This window comes from Xanthomonas sp. NCPPB 3570 (assembly GCF_056725115.1).
This window is the reverse complement of record NZ_CM161513.1, coordinates 242,200-261,468: the sequence shown is the minus strand read 5'-3', so window position 1 is coordinate 261,468 and position 19,269 is coordinate 242,200. Positions and strand designations below refer to the sequence as shown.

Sequence of the window (19,269 nt, the reverse complement as noted above, 5' to 3'; positions counted from 1 at the left end):
AGCGCCTCAGTTGGCCGCGCGCGGCGCGGCCGCGGCGGAAGCGGCTGCGGGGGAGGCGCTCGATGCGGCAGCGACCGCCTTCGGTTGCCACGGCACCGTTTTGACCGTCACGCCGGGCCGGGCTCGCGACAGGCCTTCGACCACCAGTTGCTCGCCAGGCTTGAGTCCGCTGCGCACCAGCCACTGGTCGCCGATCGCACGATCGGTCTCCAGCACGCGCAACTGCAACTTGTGATCGCTGCCGACCACGTACACGGTCGGCTTGCCGGCACCGTTGCGCGACACCGCTTGCTGCGGTACGAGCATGCCGTCGCCCTTCACCCCTTCCTGCAACACCGCACGCACATACATGCCGGGCAACAGCTCGGCGTTCGGATTCGGGAACACCGCGCGAACGGTGATCGAGCCGGTGTTCTGATCGACGGTGACATCGGAGAACTCCAGCCTCCCCTGCAGCGGGTACGGGCTGCCGTCTTCCAGCAGCAGGTTCACCTTGGCCGCATTGCTGTCGGCCTTTTCCAGATCGCCGCTGGCTAGCGCCCGCTTGAGTCGCAGCAGCGAGGCGCTGGGCTGGGTGACGTCGACATAGATCGGGTCCAACTGCTGGATCGTGGCCAGCGCGGTCGCCTGGCTGGCGGTGACCAGCGCGCCGGCGGTCACGCTGGACTTGCCGATGCGCCCGGAAATCGGCGCACTTACCCGCGCATAGTCCAGATTGATGCGCGCGCTCTCCACATTGGCCTTGGCCGCGGCGACATCCGCCTCGGCCTGGTCCATCGCGGCGTCGGCGTCGTCGTTGTCCTGCTTGCTGATCGCCGACACCTTGATCAGTTCGCGATAGCGCTCTGCCTTCAGCCGCGCGCTGCGCAGCGTGGCCTGGGCCTTGCCCAGCGCGGCCACGTTGCTGTCGTAGGTGGCGCGGTAGGTGGACGGATCGATCTGGTAAAGCATCTCCCCGGCCTTGACTTCGCCGCCCTCGCGGAACGTGCGCACCTGGATGATGCCGTTTACCTGCGGCCGCACGTCGGCAATCAGATAGGGCAGCGTGCGCCCCGGCAGCTCGGTAGTCAGGGTGACCGGCCGCGTGGCGACGGTGATCACGCCCATCTCCGGCGTGCCTTCCTGCGGCGGCGGACCGCCCGGCGGCGAACCGCACGCGCTCAACAGCGAGGTGGCGGCCACGGCCACGGCCAGCGATAGACGGGAGGAAAGGACAGGGCGCACGGGGATCTCCGGATGGGAGGCTGAAGTAATATAAACGGTACGGTTTGGTATACTATTCGCCCAATTTCTCGCCGTCAATCACTTCTGCCCTGCCGGTATACTTAAGCGCCTTCCCCACGGCCAAGCCATGCGCGTCAGGACCGAAGCCAAACGCGAAACGATCGTAGAAGCAGCGGCCGCGGTCTTCCTCGAAGCAGGCTTCGAGGGTGCCTCGATGAGCCAGATCGCCACTCGCGCCGGTACCTCCAAACGCACCCTTTATGGCTATTTCCCGTCCAAGGAAGCGTTGTTCGTCGCGGTGGCGCACAGCGTCGCGATCCAGTTCATGGATCCCATCCTGGCCACGCTGGAGCAGTCCAAGGACGATCTGCCGACCGCGTTGCAGCGCATGGGCGAGGACACTCTCGCTTTTCTGTGCTCAGCGCAGTCGGTACAGGTCTGGCAGACCATCATCGGCGTCTCTGGCCGCTCGGACATCGGCATGCTGTTCTTCCAGAGCGGCCCCGACCAGGGCATGCAGCGCCTCGGCGCGTTTCTGCGGGCACAGATGGACCAGGGCCGCTTGCGCCGCGCCGACCCGACCACCGCCGCGCGCCATCTGGCGGGGTTGCTGGAAGCGGAAACGCTGATGCCACTCCTGTTCGGTGCGTTGGTGAACCCGTCGCCGGAGTACCTGCGCGAGGCAACACGGCAAGCGCTGGCGGTATTCCTAGGTGGCTATGGAACGTAGACGTGCTTCGCAGCGCAGGCGCACTGGCAAAAGTGATTTCAGCCGGCCAATGTCATCGACCCGTAATTCGCTGCTCTAGGTCGCCGAGAGTGCGGTTCGCTACAGCGTCTGCAGCGGTGAAGCCCAGCAGGGAATGACGACACGTCGGCTGCGGCAGCTCAACCTACTACTCGCAGGTCCATCCAAAGTTCGTACAAGCCTCTGGCCCGACGGTGCGTACACGCTGCTCGAGCGATGGCCCCCGTGGCTGAAACAGCACGTCGCGCACGCCTGAACACGGCGTTTAATTTATGGACTAGTCAGTTCGGGATTCAGGGCGAGTTCGGGTCACTAACGGATAATTTACATATCGGCAGCGAACGGCCCCACGCCTCAGCGCCGACAAACCTAATAACGAAGGTACCCGATTATGAAGACCTCTCTGCTTGCTCTCGGCCTCCTGGCCACCCTGCCGTTCGCCGCTTCGGCTGCCGAAGGCCTTTCCTACAACTATGTCGAGGGCGGCTACGTCAAGACCGACGCCAGCGGCGGCGATGCCGACGGTTGGGCTGTCAAGGGTTCCTACGCGTTCCACCCGAACTTCAGCGTGTTCGGCGACTTCAACCGCCAGAAGACCGACTTCGGCGACGTGCGCGTCGACCAGTGGCGCATCGGCGCCGGTTATAACCACGAGATCGCGACCAGCACCGACCTGGTGACCCGCGTGGCCTACAACCGTTTCGACCCGGAATACGGCACCAAGTTCAACGGCTGGAGCGCCGAAGCGGGTATCCGCACCGCGTTCAACCCGTACCTGGAAGTCTATGCGCTGGGCGGCTACGAGGACTACGCGAAGAAGGACGGCGTCAATCCGGAAGGCACCTTCTACGGCCGCCTGGGCGCGCAGGCCAAGCTGAACCAGAACTGGGGCCTGAGCGCCGACCTGAAGATGGACCGCCACGGCGACAAGGAATGGTTCGTCGGCCCGCGCTTCAGCTGGTAAGCGTTGCCTAGCACTGCGCGCGTCGTTCTCTCCCGCCGCGCGCGGTTCGGAAAGCCCGGTCCCACGACCGGGCTTTTTTTTGCCTGTCGATCCGGCCGTCGTCGATGACACACCGACGCGCGGACACGAAAACGCCCGGCCAGGCCGGGCGTTCGCGTGTTCGGCAACTGGCCGGATCAACTGAACAGGGTGGTCGGGTACTCGGGCTTCTGCTCGCGCGCCAGCAACTGCTGCAGGCCGACCGCCGGGGTCAGTTCGCCGTGCAGGACCGCGCGCACCGCGTTGGAGATCGGCAGGTCGATGCCGTGGCGCTCGGCCTGGCGCATCACCTCGTCGGCGGTCTGCACCGACTCGACCACCTGGCCGATCGCGCGCACCGCCTCCTGCAATGGCTGCCCGCGGCCCAGCGCCAGGCCCAGCCGGCGGTTGCGCGACAGGTCGCCGGTACAGGTGAGCACCAGGTCGCCGAGCCCGGCCAGGCCCATCAGGGTCTCCGGCTTGGCGCCGATCGCCGCGGCCAGCCGCAGCATCTCGTTGAGGCCGCGGGTGATCAGGCCGGCGCGGGCGTTGAGGCCCAGCTCCATGCCGTCGGCCACGCCGGTGGCCACCGCCAGCACGTTCTTCATCGCCCCGCCCAGCTCGGCGCCGACCATGTCGTCGCCGGTATAGGCGCGGAAGGTCGGGCCGTGCATGGCGTCGGCGACCTGCTGCGCGAACGCGGCGTCGCCGTGCACGGTCACCGCGGTCGGCAGGTCCAGGGCCACTTCCTTGGCGAAGGACGGGCCGGTGACCACCGCCAGCGGGACGTCCTCGCCGAGGATCTCCTGCGCCACCTCGTGCAGGAACCGCCCGGACCCGGGCTCGAAGCCCTTGGTCGCCCAGGCCACGCCGGCCTGCGCCGGGCGCAGCGGCGCCAGTTGCTGCAGGGTGTCGGTGAACGCATGCGACGGCACCACCACCAGGATCCAGTCGGCGCCGTCGATGGCCGCCGCCAGGTCGGTGGTGGCCTGCAGGCCCTCCGGCAGCGCGATTCCCGGCAGGTAGCGCGGGTTTTCGTGACGCTGCCCGATGGCCTCGGCGACCACGGCGTCGCGACCCCACAGCACGGTCGGATACCCGTGCCGCGCGGTGAGCGATGCCAGCGCCGTGCCCCAGGAGCCGGCGCCGAGGACGGCGATCTTCTTCTTGGCGTTATCGCGCATGCGCAACGGCGAACGCGCTCAGGCGTTGCCGGCCGGCTCCGAATCGGCCAGCGACTGGCCCTCGCCCTGCTGCGCACGCTGGCGCAGGGTCTCGGCGTACAGGGCCTCGAAGTTGATCGGCTGCAGGAAGAACGGCGGGAAGCCGCCGGCCTGGATCAGGTCGCTGACCAGCGAACGCACGTACGGGAACAGGATGCTCGGGCACTGGGTGCCGAGCAACACGTCTACCGCCTGCGGGTCCAGGCCGACCAGGCCGAACACGCCGGCCTGCTGCACTTCGGCCACGTAGGCGGTCTTGCCGCCGGCGTTGCAGGTCAGGGTCACGGCCAGCACGACTTCGAAGGCCTGCTCGTTCAGCTGCTGCACGCGCTGGTTGAGGTTGAGCTGCAGTTCCGGCTGCGCGTTGTCGTTGAACACCGACGGCGCGTTGGGGGACTCGAAGGACACGTCCTTGACGTAGATCTTCTCGATGGTGAAGGCGGGACCGGCCGCGGCGTCGGCCGGCGCCGCGGCGCCGTTGTTGGTGAGGTCGGACATTGCTTGACTCCGGTGGATTCGGTAACAGAAAGAAACGGGATTATCACACGCCGGCCGCGACCCTCCAGGGCCGGCCGGACGGGGTGTCTCAGCGGCCCTTGACCAGCGGCAGCTCGGCCTGCTGCCAGGCGGCGATGCCGCCCTCCAGCACGAAGACCTGCTCGAAGCCGGCCTTCTTCAACTGCTTGGCGGCGCCGTCGGCGGTGGTGCCGGTGCGGCAGACCAGCACCACCGGCTGCGCCTTGGCGTTGGCCACCAGCTTGTGCTCGGGGCCGAACTGGCTGGCGGTGGCGTTGCGGCTGCCGGCGATGTGGCCCTTCTCGAAATCGGCCGAGGCCGACAGGTCGACCACCACCGCGTTGCCGGCGTTGATCAAGCGGGTCAGCTCGGCCGGCCGCAGGCTCTTGTAGCCACGGAACAGGCGCGCCACTTCGGTGACGATCAGGGCGATGGTGAGGCCCACCAGGGCCAGGGCCAGCATCGGGTTGCGGCCGGCGAAGGCCAGCAGTTCTTCGAAGTTCACGGGACTCAGGGGCGGGAAGCGGGCGCCGATTGTCGCACAGCTCGGCGACCGCGCTACTGGCCGTTCCACAGGTCCGGCAGGCCGTCCTGCAGCCACCAGGTCTTGGCCGCCGGGTCCCAGCGCCAACGCTCGCGGTAGCGGACGATGCGCTCGGCCTGGGTATTGCGGTTGATCACGCCCAGCTCGATCTCGCGCAGCGCCTCGCCGTCGCCGACCGCGGCGGCGCCGACCTTGTAGGAGGAGACCTGGATCTGCCGGTAGCGCTCCAGTTGCAGGTCGGTCAGCGGATGCGCCTGGCGGTAGGCCGGATCCACCGCCTGCCAGGCGGTTTCGAACTCGCTCCAGCGCACCGCCGCGGCATAGGCGGTCTGCAGGTCATCGAGCTTGCGCTGCTGCGCGCCGCTGCCGGCCGTGGCCGCACCGGTCCAGCCCAGCAGCAACAGCAGCGCGAGCGCGCGGAACATCGAAGGCATGGCAGCGTCCAGGTGGCGGCGCGCGGGGTGCGCGATCCGCGCATCCTACCCCTTGGCGATGGCCACGAAGCGACCGCTCAAGGTCGCCGCCGCGGCCGCACCAGGCGCACCGACCTGGGCCTGGATGCCGATGCGGGCGCGGCCGCGCTGGCGGAAGGTGTTCACGAACACGTCCCAGTCGCCCTCCGCGTCGGCAGTGGCCTGGGCATGCAGATCGGCATACAGGGGCGCGAGGTAGCGCACCTGGCTGTCGGCGACATAGACGTCGGCCTGCAGGCCGGCGCGGTGCAGTTCGCAGTTGACCAGCCCCCAGCCGGCCAGGGTCATCACCGATCCCAGGCTGCCGCCGAAGGCGTTGCCCTTGTCGTTGATGTTGGCGGCCAGCGGCGCGACCAGGCGCAGGCGCTGCTCGGCATAGCCCTGCACGGCGACCTGCAGCGCCGCCACCGGCGGCATGGCCTGGAACTGCCGCTGCAACTGCTGCAGGAACGCCTCGAAGGAAAGATCCGCTGCCATGGTGCGATTGTGCTGCCGGTGGGGGCTCGCATAATGCCTGGCATGAGCGCGCATGCAACCGCGGCCCCGGCCTGGATCCTGATCTCGCTGCGCCCGCAGGGCGAGCACGCACCGCTGCGGCGGGCCGCGGCGCGCTGCGGCGGGCGGGTGCTGGCGGTGTCGCCATGGCGGATACGGCCGCGCGCCGATCCCGCCACCCGCGCGGCCCTGACCGCAGCGCTGGATGCGCCACGGGTCATCGTCAGCAGCCCGGCGGCGGTACGCGCGGCCGCGGCGCTGCAGCCGCTGACCGCACGCCCCGGCCAGTGCTGGCTGGCGGTGGGCGCAGGCACGGCGCGCGCCTTGCGCGAACACGGCATCGCCGAGGTGGCGACGCCGACGCGCATGGACAGCGACGGGCTGCTGGCGCTGCCGGAGCTGGCTGCGCCGGAGTTGCCGGTGGGCCTGGTCACCGCTCCCGGCGGGCGCGGCCTGATCGCCGCGCACCTGCAGGCGCGCGGCACGCCGCTGCGGCGCGCCGACGTGTATGTCCGCGAACCGGTGCGGTTGCGCCCAGCCGACCTGGCCCGCCTGCGTGCGGCAGCGCCCGGGGTGCTGGCCTTGAGCAGTGGCGAAGCGCTGCAACAGCTGCTGGCGCAGCTGCCCGAAGCGTTGGCGCAGGCCTGGCGCGCGCGTCCGGTGGTCGCGGCCAGCGCGCGCCTGGCGACCCTGGCCGCAGACCTTGGCTTCGTTGACGTGGCGCAGGCGGCCGGGCCGATGCCGCAGCAATTGGTGGCCGCCGCGGTGGCGATCGTGACGCGTTCGCCACCTCGCTGAACGCGGGCCAGCACCCGGGTTGCGGCCGCAGTGCCGCTCACGCCATGCTCGGCCGTGCCGCGCCGACCCCCGCCTTGCTCGCGACGGGCGACGGCCCTCCAGGACGCTGCCGATGACCGACGAAATCCCGATCACGCCTCGCCGTTCCACACGCTGGATCTGGTTGCTGCTGGTACTCGCCACGCTGGCCGCGCTGGCGTTCGCCGGCTGGCGTGGCTGGGACTGGTGGCAGGCGCGCAGCGCGCGCGAACTGGCCCAGCAGTCGGACCTGCAGCAGCAACTGCAGGCCTTGCAGCAGGTCCAGGACAGCCTGCGTCGCGACCAGCGCGCCACTGCGCAGCGGCTGCAGGACGCGGCCAGCACCAACCGTGTGCTGCGCGACGAAATGCTCGGGCTGAGCCAGCGCAGCGCGCTGCTGGAGGCCAATGTCGCCAAGCTGGCCGACTCCAACCGCCACGGCGCGCAGGCGCTGCGCCTGGACGAGGTCGAACTGCTGCTCAACCAGGGGCAGCAGCGGTTGCTGCTGGCCGGCGACGCGGTCGGTGCGCGCCGCGCCTATGCACTGGCCAGCGGCGTACTGGACGGCATCGACGATCCGCAATTCCTCAATCTGCGCCAGGCGCTGCTGCAGGAACGCACCGCGCTGGACGCGCTGGGCGACGGGCCGCAGGCGCGCCTGGCGGCGCAGCTGGATGCCTTCGCCGCCAGCCTGGACAAGCTGCCGACGCAATTGCCAGAGAGCGCGCAGCAGCCGCTGTGGCAGCGCCTGCTGGCGCCGCTGGTGAAGATCCGCCCCTCGCAGGGTGGCGTGCTGGCCGCCGGCTCGGAGCGCGTGGCCGCCCACGATGCGCTGCAGCTCGACCTGACTCTGGCGCGCGCGGCCCTGGAGCGTGGCGACACGCGCGGTTATCGCAGCGCGCTGGCCGGCGCCGGGCGCTGGCTGTCGCGGCTGTGGCCGGAGTCGCCGCAGCTGCGCGAACGCCGCGCCGCGCTGCGCACCCTGGCCAACGCCGATCTGCGCCCGACCATTCCCGAACTCGGAACCACCCTGCAACAGTTGCGCGCGATGCGTGACGCAAGGAGCCCGTCATGAAATCCCTTCGTTCTCTGATCGTGCTGTTGATCGTCATCGCGCTGGGCGTGATCGGTGCGCAGTGGCTGGGGCAGGACCCGGTGCGCCAGTTGGGCGAGGTGATCGTGCGCGTCGGCGGCACCGACTACATCGCCTCGCTGCCGCAGGCCTCGCTGCTGCTGGTGATCGCGTTCCTGGCGCTGTGGCTGGTGTGGAACGTGCTCAGCTTCCCGTTCCGCGCCTGGGGCCGTCGGCGCCGCAAGCAGTCGCGCGCACGCCTGCTCGACGGCCTGGCCGCTGCCCACGCCGGCCAGTGGACGCGGGCCGAGAAGCAACTCAACGCCGCCGCGGAGGATCCCGAGGTCAGCGCCATCGCCATGATCGCCGCGGTGCGCGCGGCCGATGCGCGCGGCGACCGCGAGGCGACCGAGCGCCACCTGCGCCGCCTGGCCGAACGCGATGCCGCCGCGCATGCGCTGCTGCAGGCCGAATTGCATCTGGAGCAGCAGCGCCCGGTCGATGCGATCAACGCGCTGGACGTGGCCGCGGCACAGCCGCTGCCGCCGCGCGGGCTGCTGCTGCGCACCGAGGCACTGACCCGCATCGGCCGTGCCGGCGAGGCCTATGGCCAGCTCGGCGCGATCCGCCAGCAGCAGGCCTTGCCGCTGGAGGCGATCGCCACGCTGGAAACGCGGCTGGCCGCGGCCTCGCTGGACCAGGCGACCGATGCCAATGCCCTGGCCGAACGCTGGGAAAGCCTGCCCAAGTCGCTGCGCAGCGAGCCGGCGGTGGTCGCCGCCTACGCGGTGCGCGCGGCGGCGCTGCGCTGGGACGATGCGGCGCTGCGCAGCCTGGAGCAGGCGCTGGACACGCGCTGGGACGAAGGCCTGGTCGCCCTGTACGGACGGCTGCCGGTGGAGAAATACGATTCGCGCCGTGCCAGTGCGCAGCGCTGGCTGCAGGCGCATCCGGACAGCCCGGCGCTGCTGCTGACCCTGGCGCGCATGGCCCGGCACCAGCAGCAGTGGCCGCAGGCGGAGGAATTCCTGCACCGCGCGCTGGCGCTCGGCGCCGGCGCCGAGGCCTGGGAGATCTTCGGCGACGGCTATGCCGACGCCGGCGACATGCTCGCGGCGCAGCGCTGCTACGCCAATGCACTGCGCGTGCAGCGTGGCGAGCCGGCCCAGCCGCTGCCGGAGCCGGTGGCGCCGGTGCCCTCGATCGCGCCGGAGCCGGGCAGCACGGAATGCCGCGACGAGCATGGGTTCCCGCGGCTGGAGGGCTGAGTCCGATTGCTCCGTAGGAACGGCTTCAGCCGCGACGGCGTTACCGGGAATGCCTGTCGCGGCTGAAGCCGCTCCTACGAGATTGCTTTGGGAGCGCAACGCGACCATACAGTTGGACGCAGCTGCACTTGTGCAACGATCACCGCGCGGATGGCCAGCAGCGTGCTCCGCTCAACGGCGCAGATAGGGCGGCAACATCGGCAGGCGCTCCAGGAATGCGGGCGCCAGCCCTTTGTAGCGCGCATAGCGCTGATCGATGCGACGCGGCACCAGGATGCGCGCGCCGACCATGCCCCAGATCAGCATGGTCAGGAACGCGACCACGCCCAGCCCGGCTCCCAGGTCGCCACCGACAGCGAACCCCAGCAATGGCCCGACGAGGAAGGCGCCTGCCGTCAGCAGCATGAACCTGTTGCGTCGGCGCCGATGCGCGGCGCACATCCCCAGCATGTGGCTGCTGCGCTTGCGCGCGACCAAGGCCGCTACGGCATAGACCACGATGTTCACCAGCAGCAACACATACCAGCCGGACGCATGCCAATAGAAGGTGCGCTGCTTCAGCTCGTCGGCCTGCAGCGCCGCGCCACACTTCACGCAGTGCGGCGGGAAGGGTGTGTCGCGCAGGCACACCAACTCGCCACCGGCGCGCCACAGCGTATCGCCTGGCAGCGGCGGTGCGCCGGCCGGGATGGAGGCGCTTGGCGCCTGATACGGATTGAAACTGTCCTGCTCGATCATGGCCTGCGCCCCCTGCGCGCCGTGTCGCCCGCGTGGCGCAGGCGAATCGGCGGGCATGGTAGCGCGGATGCAGCGCGGTCAATGCCGGGGCGGCGCGGCAGGACCGAAGGCCGTGGCGCGGCGCGCGCCGGCACTGGAGCCCGCGCGCGGGTGACGCTCAGCGCTCGACGATCGCCACCACGCCCATGCCGCCGGCGGTGCAGATCGAGATCAGCGCGCGGCCACCGCCGCGTTCGACCAGTTGCTTGGCGACGGTGGCGACGATGCGCGCGCCGGTCGCGGCGAACGGATGGCCGGTGGCCAGCGACGAGCCCACCGGATTGATCTTGGCCGGATCGATCTGCCCCAGCGGCGCGTCCAGGCCGAGCCGGGTGCGGCAGTAGTCCTCGCTCTCCCACGCACGCAGCGTGCACAGCACCTGCGCGGCGAAGGCCTCGTGGATCTCGTAGATGTCGAAGTCCTGTAGGCGCAGGCCATGGCGCTTGAGCATCTCCGGCACAGCCACGGTCGGCGCCATCAGCAGGCCTTCGCCGTGCACGAAATCCACCGCCGACACCTGCGCATCGCGCAGATAGGCCATCGGCACGTGGCCATGCGCCTGCGCCCATTCTTCCGAGGCCAGCAGCACCGCGGCGGCGCCGTCGGTCAGCGGGGTCGAGTTGGCCGCGGTCAGGGTGCCGCGGCCGCTGACCTTGTCGAAGGCCGGCTTCAGCGTGGCCAGCTTCTCCAGCGAGGTATCCGCGCGCAGGATGTTGTCGCGCTCCACGCCGCGGAACGGCGCGATCAGGTCGGCGAAGAAGCCGCGCTCGTAGGCGGCGGCCAGCTTGTGGTGCGAGGACACTGCCCAGGCGTCCTGCGAATCGCGCGAGATGTTCCACTGCTTGGCCATGTCCTCGCAGTGGTCGCCCATGCTCTTGCCGGTGCGCGGCTCGGCCACGCCCGGGAACTCGGGCTTGAGCTCGGCGAACTTGAAGCCGCGGGTCAGCGCGCGCAGCTTGTCGCCGGTGCTCTTGGCACGGTTGGCCGCCAGCAGGCGCGCGCGCAGCTTCTTGCCGTAGACGATCGGCACTTCGGAGGTGGTGTCCGAGCCGCCGCCGATGCCCGATTCGATCTGCCCCAGCGCGATCTTGTTGGCGACGGTGATGATGCTGTCCAGGCTGGTGCCGCAGGCGCGCTGCAGGGTGATGCCCGGAGTCAGCGGCGACAGCCCGGAGGACAGCGCCGCCTCGCGGCCCAGGTTCCAGTCGCTGGAGTGCTTGATCACCGCGCCCATCGCCACTTCGCCCAGCTGCTGCCCGTGTAGCCCGTAACGCTCGACCAGCGCGCCCAGCGTGCGCACCGACATGCCGAGGTTCCCGACATCCGCATACGCCGTGTTCTGCCGGCAAAACGGAATGCGGACGCCGCCGAGAATGGCGACGGGACGGGCTGCTGGCATGGGATTACCTCGCGCGAGGGGAGTCAGGGACATGGCCTGCACGGTAGCGCAGGCATAATGAAGCGAGTGTAGCTATGCGCCCGCGACGGGCCAACCGCCAATCCCATGACCCAAGCCTCCGCCATCCGCCACGCCCACGGGGTGATCGCCCTGGAACTGTCCTCCGGGCGCGAACCGGCGCACCCGGCGCTGCCGCATGCGCAGGCCGCCGAACTGGCCGAGAAGGTCGGCCGCGACCTGGCGCAACTGGTGCCGGCGGTGCGCGAACTGGAACTGAGCCTGGCCGGCGCGCATTTCGATCCGGCCGAAGCGCTGCGTCCGGGCTGGCCGCTGCACCGGCGTCTGGAGGAACTCGCCGCCCGCGCGCCCGGCCGCACCGAAGGCCCGCGGTTGCTCGCCTTCGGCACCGATGCCGACGGCAGCGTGCCGCTGCCGTTCCAGGCCGACCCTGGCCTGCGCGGCGGCGCGTTGCGGGTGGTGCCGTTCCTGCTCAGCGGCCCCGCCGACACCGTGCAGGCCGTAGCCGAAGCGCTGGAGGACGTGTTGCTGGCACAGGGCATGGCGCAAGCGGACACCGCGCTGCTGGCACAGCAAGGCTTCGGCGCGCAGATCGAGCACGCCCGCTACCTGACCGGCAACGACCTGGCAGCGATGATGTCGATGCAGTACGACAACCAGGGCCTGGCGCCGCTGTGGCCGTTGATCGAGACCGCGCTGCTGGCGCCGGACCAGGAAGAATGGCTGCAGGCCCCGCCCGAGCCGCTGCTGCGCTACCGCGAAGGCGAGGTGCGCATGGCGCTGTTCGACCCGGCCAGCTGGTGCGCGCACTACGCCTACGACCGCCAGGACTGCGAACGCCTGCAGCGGGTCTACGAGCAGTACCTGGCACGCCAGCGGCAACTGGCCGCAGTGCTCGAGGCCCACGGCCTGCCGGTGCTGTACGTGCATTGCGAGAGCGGGCAGGACGCCAAGCAGGCGTTGCTGGCGGCCTGAGCCGCGTCGGCACCTCAAGTGGCGTGTCACCAGCCGACCGGAGCAAGCGGGCCAGCGATTACCTCTCGGCGGACGCCCGTTGCAGAGAGAACGCAAGCCGGGTGACGCGGCAACAGGCGGCCGCAACGGCATGTCGCAGCATCCGCGGCGCTGTCCAGGCACCGCGGGATTGCAGCGGCGCAGTCGAGCTTGATTTCCAGCGAGGACATCCATGCACACCGTGTTGACCGTGGAAGCGCTGTGCGCACGTCAGCAGGCGGGCGAACCTCTCAAGTTCGTCCACTTCTGGGGGCATACGCCGAAGCAGCCCGGCGCCATCGACCACAGTTGCTTCAGCCAATGGTTCGAGGCGTCCTTCGTGCTCGATTCGGTGACCTACCCCACCGCCGAGCATTACATGATGGCCGGCAAGGCGCGGCTGTTCGGCGATCACGCCGCCTGTGCCCGCATTCTGGCCGCCGCGCACCCAGGCGAGGTCAAGGCGATCGGGCGGGAGATCCAGGGTTTCGATGAATCCACCTGGCGCGACGCCCGCATGCAGTTGGTCATCGCGGGCAACCTGGGCAAATTCGGGCAGCATGCGGCGCTGAAAACCTTCCTGCTCGGAACCGGCGACAGAGTGCTGGTCGAAGCCAGTCCGGTCGACCGGATATGGGGCGTCGGCCTGGCGGCAGACGACCCGCGCACAGCCGATCCCACAGCGTGGCAGGGCGAGAACCTGCTGGGCTTCGCCCTGATGGAGGTTCGTCGGCAACTGGCTGAATCAGATCCTCGCTGAGCGCGAGACACGCCGCCGCTGTGCGGCATCCAGCCGCGATCCGGCGCGACTTGAGCCGTTTGCCGGATATCAGCGCCGATCAGGCAAGTTCAGATCCAAGAAACGGCAGGACGGCAGCGTCCGCAACGCGGACGCCGCCATCGCGAACGTCATCCAGCGTGCGCTTACTGCGCCGGCGCGGCCGCCGCGTCGCCCTTGATCACGCCGCAGGCCAGGCGGCCGCCGGCGTTGCCGGTGGGCTGGCTCTTGTAGTCGTCCGGGTCGGCGTGGACGATCACCGCGTGGTTGAGGATGTCGAAGCCGTCGCCCTTGCCGATGTTGACGTTGTTGGACACCGCCGCATCGATGGTCGCCTTGCCTTCGGCGTCGGCCTTGAGATTGGGCATGTCGCCGCCGTGGTGCGGATCGCTGCCGACCTGGCCGTGCTCGGTCTTGGCCGGGTTGAAGTGGCCGCCGGCGCTGCTGCCGTCGGGCGCGCTGCAATCGCCGAACTCGTGGATGTGGAAGCCGTGCTCGCTGTTGGGCTTGAGCCCGGTGATGGTGCCGGTGACATGCACGGCGCCATCGACGGTGGTGAACTTGACCTCGCCGGCCACTTCGTTGCCCTGAGTCGGGCTGAGCGCGGCGCTGGCGCTGCCGGTGGCGTTGCTGGCGGCCGGCGGTGCGCTCGCGGCCGGGGCGGCGGCCGGTTCGGGGGTCGCCGCCGGCGTGGCGGAGGGTTCTTCGCGCTTGCAGGCGCTCAGCGCCAGGGTGGTGGCCAGGAACAGCAGACTGGGAAGGGTACGACGCATGGGGTTCTCCTTCGTTGCAGAGCCGCGGAATGCGGACGGACCTCCCAGGCGGACCCGGGCGGAAGTAGCGATGCGGGGTCAGCGCAACGGACGGATCACGCCGCACGCCACGCGCGCGCCGGCGTTGCCGGCCGGCTGGCTGCGGTAGTCGTCCGGATCGGCATGCGCGACCAGCGCGCGGCCGACGATGTCGTTGGCCGCGCCGCCGCCGAGCACCACGCCGTGCAACAGCACGTCGATCTGCGCAGTGCCGTCGGCATTGGCGTTGAGGTTGTCCATGTCGCCGGCATGGTGCGGGCCGCTGCCGGCGCGGCCGTGCGGGGCACCGAGCGGATTGAAGTGGCCGCCTGCGCTGCTGGCGTCGGCCGCGCTGCAGTCGCCGCGCTCGTGCACGTGGAAGGCGAAGCTGCGGTTGGGCTGGAGGCCGCCGAGCGTGCCGGTAATACGCACGCCGCCGGGCGCGGCGATCAGGGACAGCTTGCCGCTGACCAGGCTGCCGGAGGCCGGCGCCAGCACGGCCTGCGCCTGCTGCACGGTGCCGGCGCTGGCCAGCGGCGGGGCCTTGGGCGGCGGCGGCGGCGGCGGGGCCTTGGGCGGCGCGCTGCTGCACGCGGCCAGCATCAACAAGGCACTCGCGGCGAGGGGCAATCCATAACGCATCGACATCGACTCCTGTGGCAGGGCGAAACTAGAGGGGCAGCCGTGCAGACCTCATGAAGGCGCACGGCGTGCAGTCTAGTTGGGTGGGATTGGGGATTGGGGATTCGCAGAAGCGTAGCGCCACGCGGTTCGGCGCGATGGCCCGTGCACCATGCCGCAGCACGCGTCCATGCAGCGGGCGATGCCCGCCCGCACATGGGATCGCCGTTGCGAATCCCCAATCCCCAATCCCCAATCCCCGCCCCTCAGCGCCGCCGCCGCCCGGGCCCCAGCTTGCGGGTGACGGTGTTGCGGCCCACGCCCAGGCGGGCGGCGGCTTCGGCGCGGCGGCCCTGGGTGAAGCGCAGCGCTACTTCCAGCAGCGCCTTGTCGAAGCGTTCGCGGGCCTCGGCATGCAGGCCCTCGGCGCCGTCGGACAGGCGCTGCTGCGCCCAGGCCGACAGCTGCGTGTCCCACTCGCCACCGTCGCCGCTGCGCTCGCGGCGGCCGCCACGCAGCAGGGCGGCCTCGACGTCGCCGGCATCGATGATCTCCGCCGGCGCCAGCGCGGCCAGGCGCCAGCACACGTTCTCCAGCTCGCGCACGTTGCCCGGCCACGGATAGGCACGCAGCGCGTCCAGCGCCGCCGGCGCCAGCCGCTTGGGCGGCGTGTCGAGCTTGCGCGCGGCCATCGCCAGGAAGTTCTCGGCCAGTTGCGGCACGTCGGCGCGGCGCTCGCGCAGCGGCGGCAACTGCAGCCGCACCACGTCCAGGCGGTGCAGCAGGTCGGCGCGGAAGCGGCCCTGTTCGACCAGCGCTTCCAGATCCTGGTGGGTGGCGGCGATGACCCGCACGTCGACCCGGATCAGTTCGCGCCCGCCGACGCGGAAGAACTCGTTCTCGGCCAGCACGCGCAGCAGCCGGGTCTGCAGCGGCAGCGGCATGTCGCCGATTTCGTCCAGGAACAGGGTGCCGCCGTCGGCCTGCTCGAAGCGGCCGATGTGGCGGCGCTGCGCGCCGGTGAAGGCGCCGGCCTCGTGGCCGAACAGTTCGCTCTCCAGCAGTTCGGCCGGGATCGCCGCGGTATTGAGCGCGACGAACGGTTTGCGCGCGCGCGGCGACTCGGTGTGCAGCGCGTGCGCGACCAGTTCCTTGCCGGTGCCGGTCTCGCCGTTGATCAGCACCGACAGCGGCGCCTGCGCCAGCCGGCCGATGGCACGGAACAGCGCGCGCATCGCCGGGGTGTCGCCGATCAGTTCGGTGCTGCCCTGCCCGGCCGGGGCCACTGCCGGTGCCGCGGCGATGGCGCTGCCGGGATCGGGCAGCGCGCGTGCGGCCAGCGCCACCGCATCGTCCAGGTCGAACGGCTTGGACAGGAACTCGTGGGCGCCGCCGCGGAACGCGCCGGCGGTGCTGGCCACGTCGGTGTAGGCCGACATCACGATCACCGGCAGTTGCGGGTGCGCGGCCTTGAGCTTGTCCAGCAGCACCAGACCGTCGTCGCCGGGCATGCGCACGTCGGTGAACAGCAGGTCGGGCATGGGCCGCTGCGCCAGCGCCTGCAGCGCGGCGGCGGCGCTGTCGAAGCCGTCGACGCTGTAGCCGGCGTCGCGCAGCGCGGTGGACAACACGAAACGCACCGAACGGTCGTCGTCGACCACCCAGATCCGTTGCGTTCCTTGCAGGGCGTCGGTCATCGCGGTGCTCCTAATCGGTGTCCGCTGCGCTCTGCGGCAGCAGCAGGGTGAACACGGTGTGGCCGGGGCGGGATCGGTAGGTCAGCGAGCCGGCATGCTCGCGCGCCACCTGCTGCGCCAGCGCCAGGCCCAGGCCGCTGCCTTCGGCACGGCCGCTGACCAGCGGCAGGAACAGGTGCTCGGCCAGTTCCTCGGGCACGCCGCGGCCGTCGTCGACGATCTCCAGGCGCAGACCGCGCGCATGCACGCGGTCGCGGATGCGCTGGCCGTGCTCGACGCGGGTGCGCAGGGTGACCTGCGCGGCACCGGCCTGGATCGCGTTGCGCACCAGGTTCCACACCGCCTGGGTGAGGCGGTCGGCATCGCCGAGGAATTCGGGGATGCTGGGGTCGTAGTCGCGTTGCAGGCGCACCGACCAGCCGCCTTCGTTCTCGGCCAGGCGCAGCACCCGCTCCAGCACCGCGTGGATGTTGAGCATGGCGTGCGGGCGTGCCGGCGCCGGCGACAGCAACTGGTCGAGCAGGCTGTTGAGGCGCTCGATCTCCGCGCCGATCAGCTCGATCAGCTCGCGTTCGTCCTCGTCGCGGTGCTGGGCGCGCCGCGCCAACAGCTGGGCAGCGCCCTTGAGCCCGGCCAGCGGATTGCGCAACTCATGGGCCAGACCCTTGAGCGCCGCGCTGAGCGCGTTCGGCAGGGCCTGCGCCGGGTCCGGCGTGGGGAACTCGTCGACCGGGTGCGCTTCCAGCAGCCAGCCGCCGTCGTCCAGCCGCGACAGCCAGCCCTCGGCGAAGCGCGGGGATTCCCCGGGCACGGCCAGGGCCATGCGGTGCAGGCGCAGCACGTCGCGCTCGTCGTTGCGCAGGAACCGGGCCAGCGCATCGCCCTGCACTTCCAGCGAGGCCAGCGGCTGGTCGAGCAGGCGCCGCACGCTGACCCCGAGCCAGCGCGCGAAGGCGGGGTTGGCGCCGCGCAGGCGGCCGTCGCCGTCGGCCCAGACCACCGGGGTACCGAGGGCGGAAAGCGGGGGCGGCGGGGTGTTCATGGCCATTGCACCAATGTAGTGCAAAGCCAGGCGGGCGGCACGGGCGAGCGGCGCACGGCACGGCCCCTGCCCTTGCGGACGGCGCGGCGTGCAGCCGCCTGCGGACCGGGTGACGCTGACACCGGACCTTGCAACGCGACGCAGCCAGGAATCTTGCGGAAAGCCGGGGGTGTGGCGAGGCGAATGGCCACGCGGAATACCTCGATCTTTTGAGAATGGCCGGCGCTTCCCCCCAGGAAGCGCCGGCGAAGGCCGCGGCTGCGTGGGCCGGCCACCAGCGCCGGCCACACTCACTGCGACAAGGCCCGCGACCGCCGTCGCGGGCCGGCGAAACTCACAACTCGTAGGCGGATTCGCCATGCGAGGTGATGTCCAGGCCCTCGCGCTCGGCGTCTTCGGGCACGCGCAGGCCGACCACCAGCTTGGCGATCAGGAAGCCGACCACCGAGACCACGCCGATCCAGCCGACGGTGATCAGCACACCTTCGGCCTGCACCACCAACTGCTTGCCCATGGTCATGCCCTCGGCGTAGCCCATGCCACCCAACGCCTTGTCGGTGAACACGCCGGTGAGGATCGCACCGACGATGCCGCCGACGCCGTGCACGCCGAACACGTCCAGAGTGTCGTCGGCATTGAGCAGCTTCTTCAGCCCGGTCACGCCCCACACGCAGATCACGCCGGCGGCCACGCCGATGGCGATCGCGCCGAACGGCCCCACGGTACCGGCGGCCGGGGTGATGCCGACCAGGCCGGCGACCATGCCCGAGGCCACGCCCAGCGCCGAGGACTTGCCCTTGATCACCTTCTCCGTCAGCGACCACGCCAGCACCGCCGCGGCGGTGGCCAGCAGGGTGTTGAGGAAGGCCAGCGCCGCGGTGGCGTTGGCTTCAAGCGCCGAACCGGCGTTGAAACCGAACCAGCCCACCCACAGCAGCGAGGCACCGACGAAGGTCAGGGTCACGTTGTGCGGCTTCATCGCGGTGTGGCCGAAGCCCAGGCGCTTGCCGACGAAGTAGGACCCGACCAGGCCGGCCACGCCGGCGTTGATGTGGACCACGGTGCCGCCGGCGAAATCCAGCGCACTCCTGCTGAACAGGAAGCCCGGGGTCGACCACACCATGTGCGCCAGCGGCAGGTAGCCGAAGGTGAACCAGATGACCACGAACAGCAGCACCGCGGCGAACTTCACGCGCTCGGCGAAGGCGCCGACGATCAGCGCGCCGGTGATGCCGGCGAAGGTCAGCTGGAAGGCGACGAACACGTACTCCGGCAGCTTGAAGCCCTTGGAGAAGGTGTCGGCCAGCGTGGTGGTGTCGACGCCGGCCAGCAGCGCCTTGTGCAGCGTGCCGATGAACGGACCGCCGTCGGCGAACGCCAGGCTGTAGCCGTACACCACCCACAGCACCGCGATCAGCGAGAACACCACGCCGACCTGGATCAGCACCGACAGCACGTTCTTGGCGCGCACCATGCCGCCGTAGAACAGCGCCAGACCGGGCACCACCATCAGCAGCACCAGCAGTGTGGAGGTGAGCATCCAGGCGACGTCGCCCTTGTCCACCACCGGCGCGGCAGCGGCCGGTGCCGGTGCGGCGGCCGGCGCGGGCGGCGGCGTCAGTTGTTCGGTGACCACGTCCGGCGTCGGCGCCGGAGTGACTTCGGCCTGGGCGAAGGCCTTGCCGGGCACGCCGACCGCCATCGCGCTGACCAGCATCAGCATGCATACCGCGTAGAACCGGGCCTTCCACCCGGCGAACAGACCTGTCTTCATGAAGGGCTCCAAGGTGGG

Annotated in this window: 20 protein-coding genes; 7 read left to right on the top strand and 13 right to left on the bottom strand. The window is 70.5% G+C overall.

The features are described 5' to 3' along the window. Positions 1 to 6 precede the first annotated feature (6 nt). Positions 7 to 1,224 (bottom strand): efflux RND transporter periplasmic adaptor subunit, encoded by a 1,218-nt coding sequence (locus AC1PLR_RS01140; protein ID WP_481102384.1) that lies wholly within the window; start codon positions 1,222 to 1,224, stop codon positions 7 to 9. Between the two features lie 127 nt (positions 1,225 to 1,351). Here AC1PLR_RS01140 and AC1PLR_RS01135 point away from each other — a divergent pair, with 127 nt between their 5' ends. After that, a complete protein-coding gene (locus tag AC1PLR_RS01135) occupies positions 1,352 to 1,954 on the top strand; it encodes a TetR/AcrR family transcriptional regulator (RefSeq protein WP_481102383.1) in 603 nt (200 codons plus the stop codon). 409 nt (positions 1,955 to 2,363) lie between these two features. Then, on the top strand, positions 2,364 to 2,936 hold the full coding sequence (locus AC1PLR_RS01130; RefSeq protein ID WP_371184070.1) for an OmpO family porin: 573 nt from the start codon (positions 2,364 to 2,366) through the stop codon (positions 2,934 to 2,936). A gap of 176 nt (positions 2,937 to 3,112) precedes the next feature. Here AC1PLR_RS01130 and AC1PLR_RS01125 read toward each other — a convergent pair whose 3' ends face one another. The 5 genes from AC1PLR_RS01125 to AC1PLR_RS01105 form a co-directional block, all read right to left on the bottom strand. Then, positions 3,113 to 4,138: an NAD(P)H-dependent glycerol-3-phosphate dehydrogenase gene (locus AC1PLR_RS01125; protein WP_017912148.1), complete on the bottom strand. Its 1,026-nt coding sequence runs from the start codon at positions 4,136 to 4,138 to the stop codon at positions 3,113 to 3,115. An 18-nt stretch (positions 4,139 to 4,156) separates the two neighbouring features. Beyond that, positions 4,157 to 4,675, bottom strand: coding sequence for a protein-export chaperone SecB (gene secB, locus AC1PLR_RS01120; protein ID WP_010340061.1), 519 nt, complete (start codon positions 4,673 to 4,675; stop codon positions 4,157 to 4,159). An 88-nt stretch (positions 4,676 to 4,763) separates the two neighbouring features. Beyond that, the gene (locus AC1PLR_RS01115; RefSeq protein WP_420008541.1) at positions 4,764 to 5,198 is read right to left on the bottom strand and encodes a rhodanese-like domain-containing protein; all 435 of its coding nucleotides are present in this window, start codon (positions 5,196 to 5,198) and stop codon (positions 4,764 to 4,766) included. Positions 5,199 to 5,251: 53 nt separating this feature from the next. Beyond that, positions 5,252 to 5,671: a hypothetical protein gene (locus AC1PLR_RS01110; protein WP_209245335.1), complete on the bottom strand. Its 420-nt coding sequence runs from the start codon at positions 5,669 to 5,671 to the stop codon at positions 5,252 to 5,254. Between the two features lie 45 nt (positions 5,672 to 5,716). Then, positions 5,717 to 6,187: a YiiD C-terminal domain-containing protein gene (locus AC1PLR_RS01105; protein ID WP_420008540.1), complete on the bottom strand. Its 471-nt coding sequence runs from the start codon at positions 6,185 to 6,187 to the stop codon at positions 5,717 to 5,719. 42 nt (positions 6,188 to 6,229) lie between these two features. On the opposite strand from AC1PLR_RS01105, the gene AC1PLR_RS01100 reads away from it, so the two are divergent. From AC1PLR_RS01100 to AC1PLR_RS01090, 3 genes are all read left to right on the top strand, one after another. Continuing rightward, positions 6,230 to 7,003, top strand: coding sequence for a uroporphyrinogen-III synthase (locus AC1PLR_RS01100; RefSeq protein WP_481102382.1), 774 nt, complete (start codon positions 6,230 to 6,232; stop codon positions 7,001 to 7,003). 112 nt (positions 7,004 to 7,115) lie between these two features. Then, entirely contained in the window at positions 7,116 to 8,096 is a 981-nt protein-coding gene (locus tag AC1PLR_RS01095; RefSeq protein WP_481102381.1) for a uroporphyrinogen-III C-methyltransferase, read from the top strand. Next, positions 8,093 to 9,361, top strand: coding sequence for a heme biosynthesis HemY N-terminal domain-containing protein (locus tag AC1PLR_RS01090; RefSeq protein WP_481102380.1), 1,269 nt, complete (start codon positions 8,093 to 8,095; stop codon positions 9,359 to 9,361). Before AC1PLR_RS01095 ends, AC1PLR_RS01090 begins: the two co-directional genes overlap by 4 nt. A gap of 171 nt (positions 9,362 to 9,532) precedes the next feature. Here AC1PLR_RS01090 and AC1PLR_RS01085 read toward each other — a convergent pair whose 3' ends face one another. After that, complete coding sequence (locus AC1PLR_RS01085; protein WP_481102379.1) at positions 9,533 to 10,156, bottom strand: hypothetical protein; 624 nt, start codon at positions 10,154 to 10,156, stop codon at positions 9,533 to 9,535. 100 nt (positions 10,157 to 10,256) lie between these two features. Then, the gene (locus AC1PLR_RS01080; protein WP_026143786.1) at positions 10,257 to 11,537 is read right to left on the bottom strand and encodes an acetyl-CoA C-acetyltransferase; all 1,281 of its coding nucleotides are present in this window, start codon (positions 11,535 to 11,537) and stop codon (positions 10,257 to 10,259) included. A 105-nt stretch (positions 11,538 to 11,642) separates the two neighbouring features. On the opposite strand from AC1PLR_RS01080, the gene AC1PLR_RS01075 reads away from it, so the two are divergent. Then, complete coding sequence (locus AC1PLR_RS01075) at positions 11,643 to 12,530, top strand: hypothetical protein (protein WP_481102378.1); 888 nt, start codon at positions 11,643 to 11,645, stop codon at positions 12,528 to 12,530. A gap of 211 nt (positions 12,531 to 12,741) precedes the next feature. Continuing rightward, positions 12,742 to 13,308 carry an NADAR family protein gene (locus tag AC1PLR_RS01070; RefSeq protein WP_481102377.1) on the top strand — a complete coding sequence of 189 codons (567 nt, stop codon included), beginning with the start codon at positions 12,742 to 12,744 and terminating at the stop codon, positions 13,306 to 13,308. A 164-nt stretch (positions 13,309 to 13,472) separates the two neighbouring features. Here AC1PLR_RS01070 and AC1PLR_RS01065 read toward each other — a convergent pair whose 3' ends face one another. The 5 genes from AC1PLR_RS01065 to amt all read right to left on the bottom strand — a co-directional run bounded on the left by AC1PLR_RS01065 (position 13,473) and on the right by amt (position 19,251). Further along, on the bottom strand, positions 13,473 to 14,099 hold the full coding sequence (locus AC1PLR_RS01065; protein ID WP_481102376.1) for a superoxide dismutase family protein: 627 nt from the start codon (positions 14,097 to 14,099) through the stop codon (positions 13,473 to 13,475). 78 nt (positions 14,100 to 14,177) lie between these two features. Beyond that, entirely contained in the window at positions 14,178 to 14,759 is a 582-nt protein-coding gene (locus tag AC1PLR_RS01060) for a superoxide dismutase family protein (protein WP_481102375.1), read from the bottom strand. 245 nt (positions 14,760 to 15,004) lie between these two features. Further along, positions 15,005 to 16,435 carry a nitrogen regulation protein NR(I) gene (ntrC, locus tag AC1PLR_RS01055; RefSeq protein ID WP_481102374.1) on the bottom strand — a complete coding sequence of 477 codons (1,431 nt, stop codon included), beginning with the start codon at positions 16,433 to 16,435 and terminating at the stop codon, positions 15,005 to 15,007. A gap of 10 nt (positions 16,436 to 16,445) precedes the next feature. Further along, on the bottom strand, positions 16,446 to 17,483 hold the full coding sequence (locus AC1PLR_RS01050) for a two-component system sensor histidine kinase NtrB (RefSeq protein WP_481102373.1): 1,038 nt from the start codon (positions 17,481 to 17,483) through the stop codon (positions 16,446 to 16,448). A gap of 328 nt (positions 17,484 to 17,811) precedes the next feature. Further along, a complete protein-coding gene (gene amt, locus AC1PLR_RS01045; RefSeq protein ID WP_420008529.1) occupies positions 17,812 to 19,251 on the bottom strand; it encodes an ammonium transporter in 1,440 nt (479 codons plus the stop codon). Positions 19,252 to 19,269: the final 18 nt, after the last annotated feature.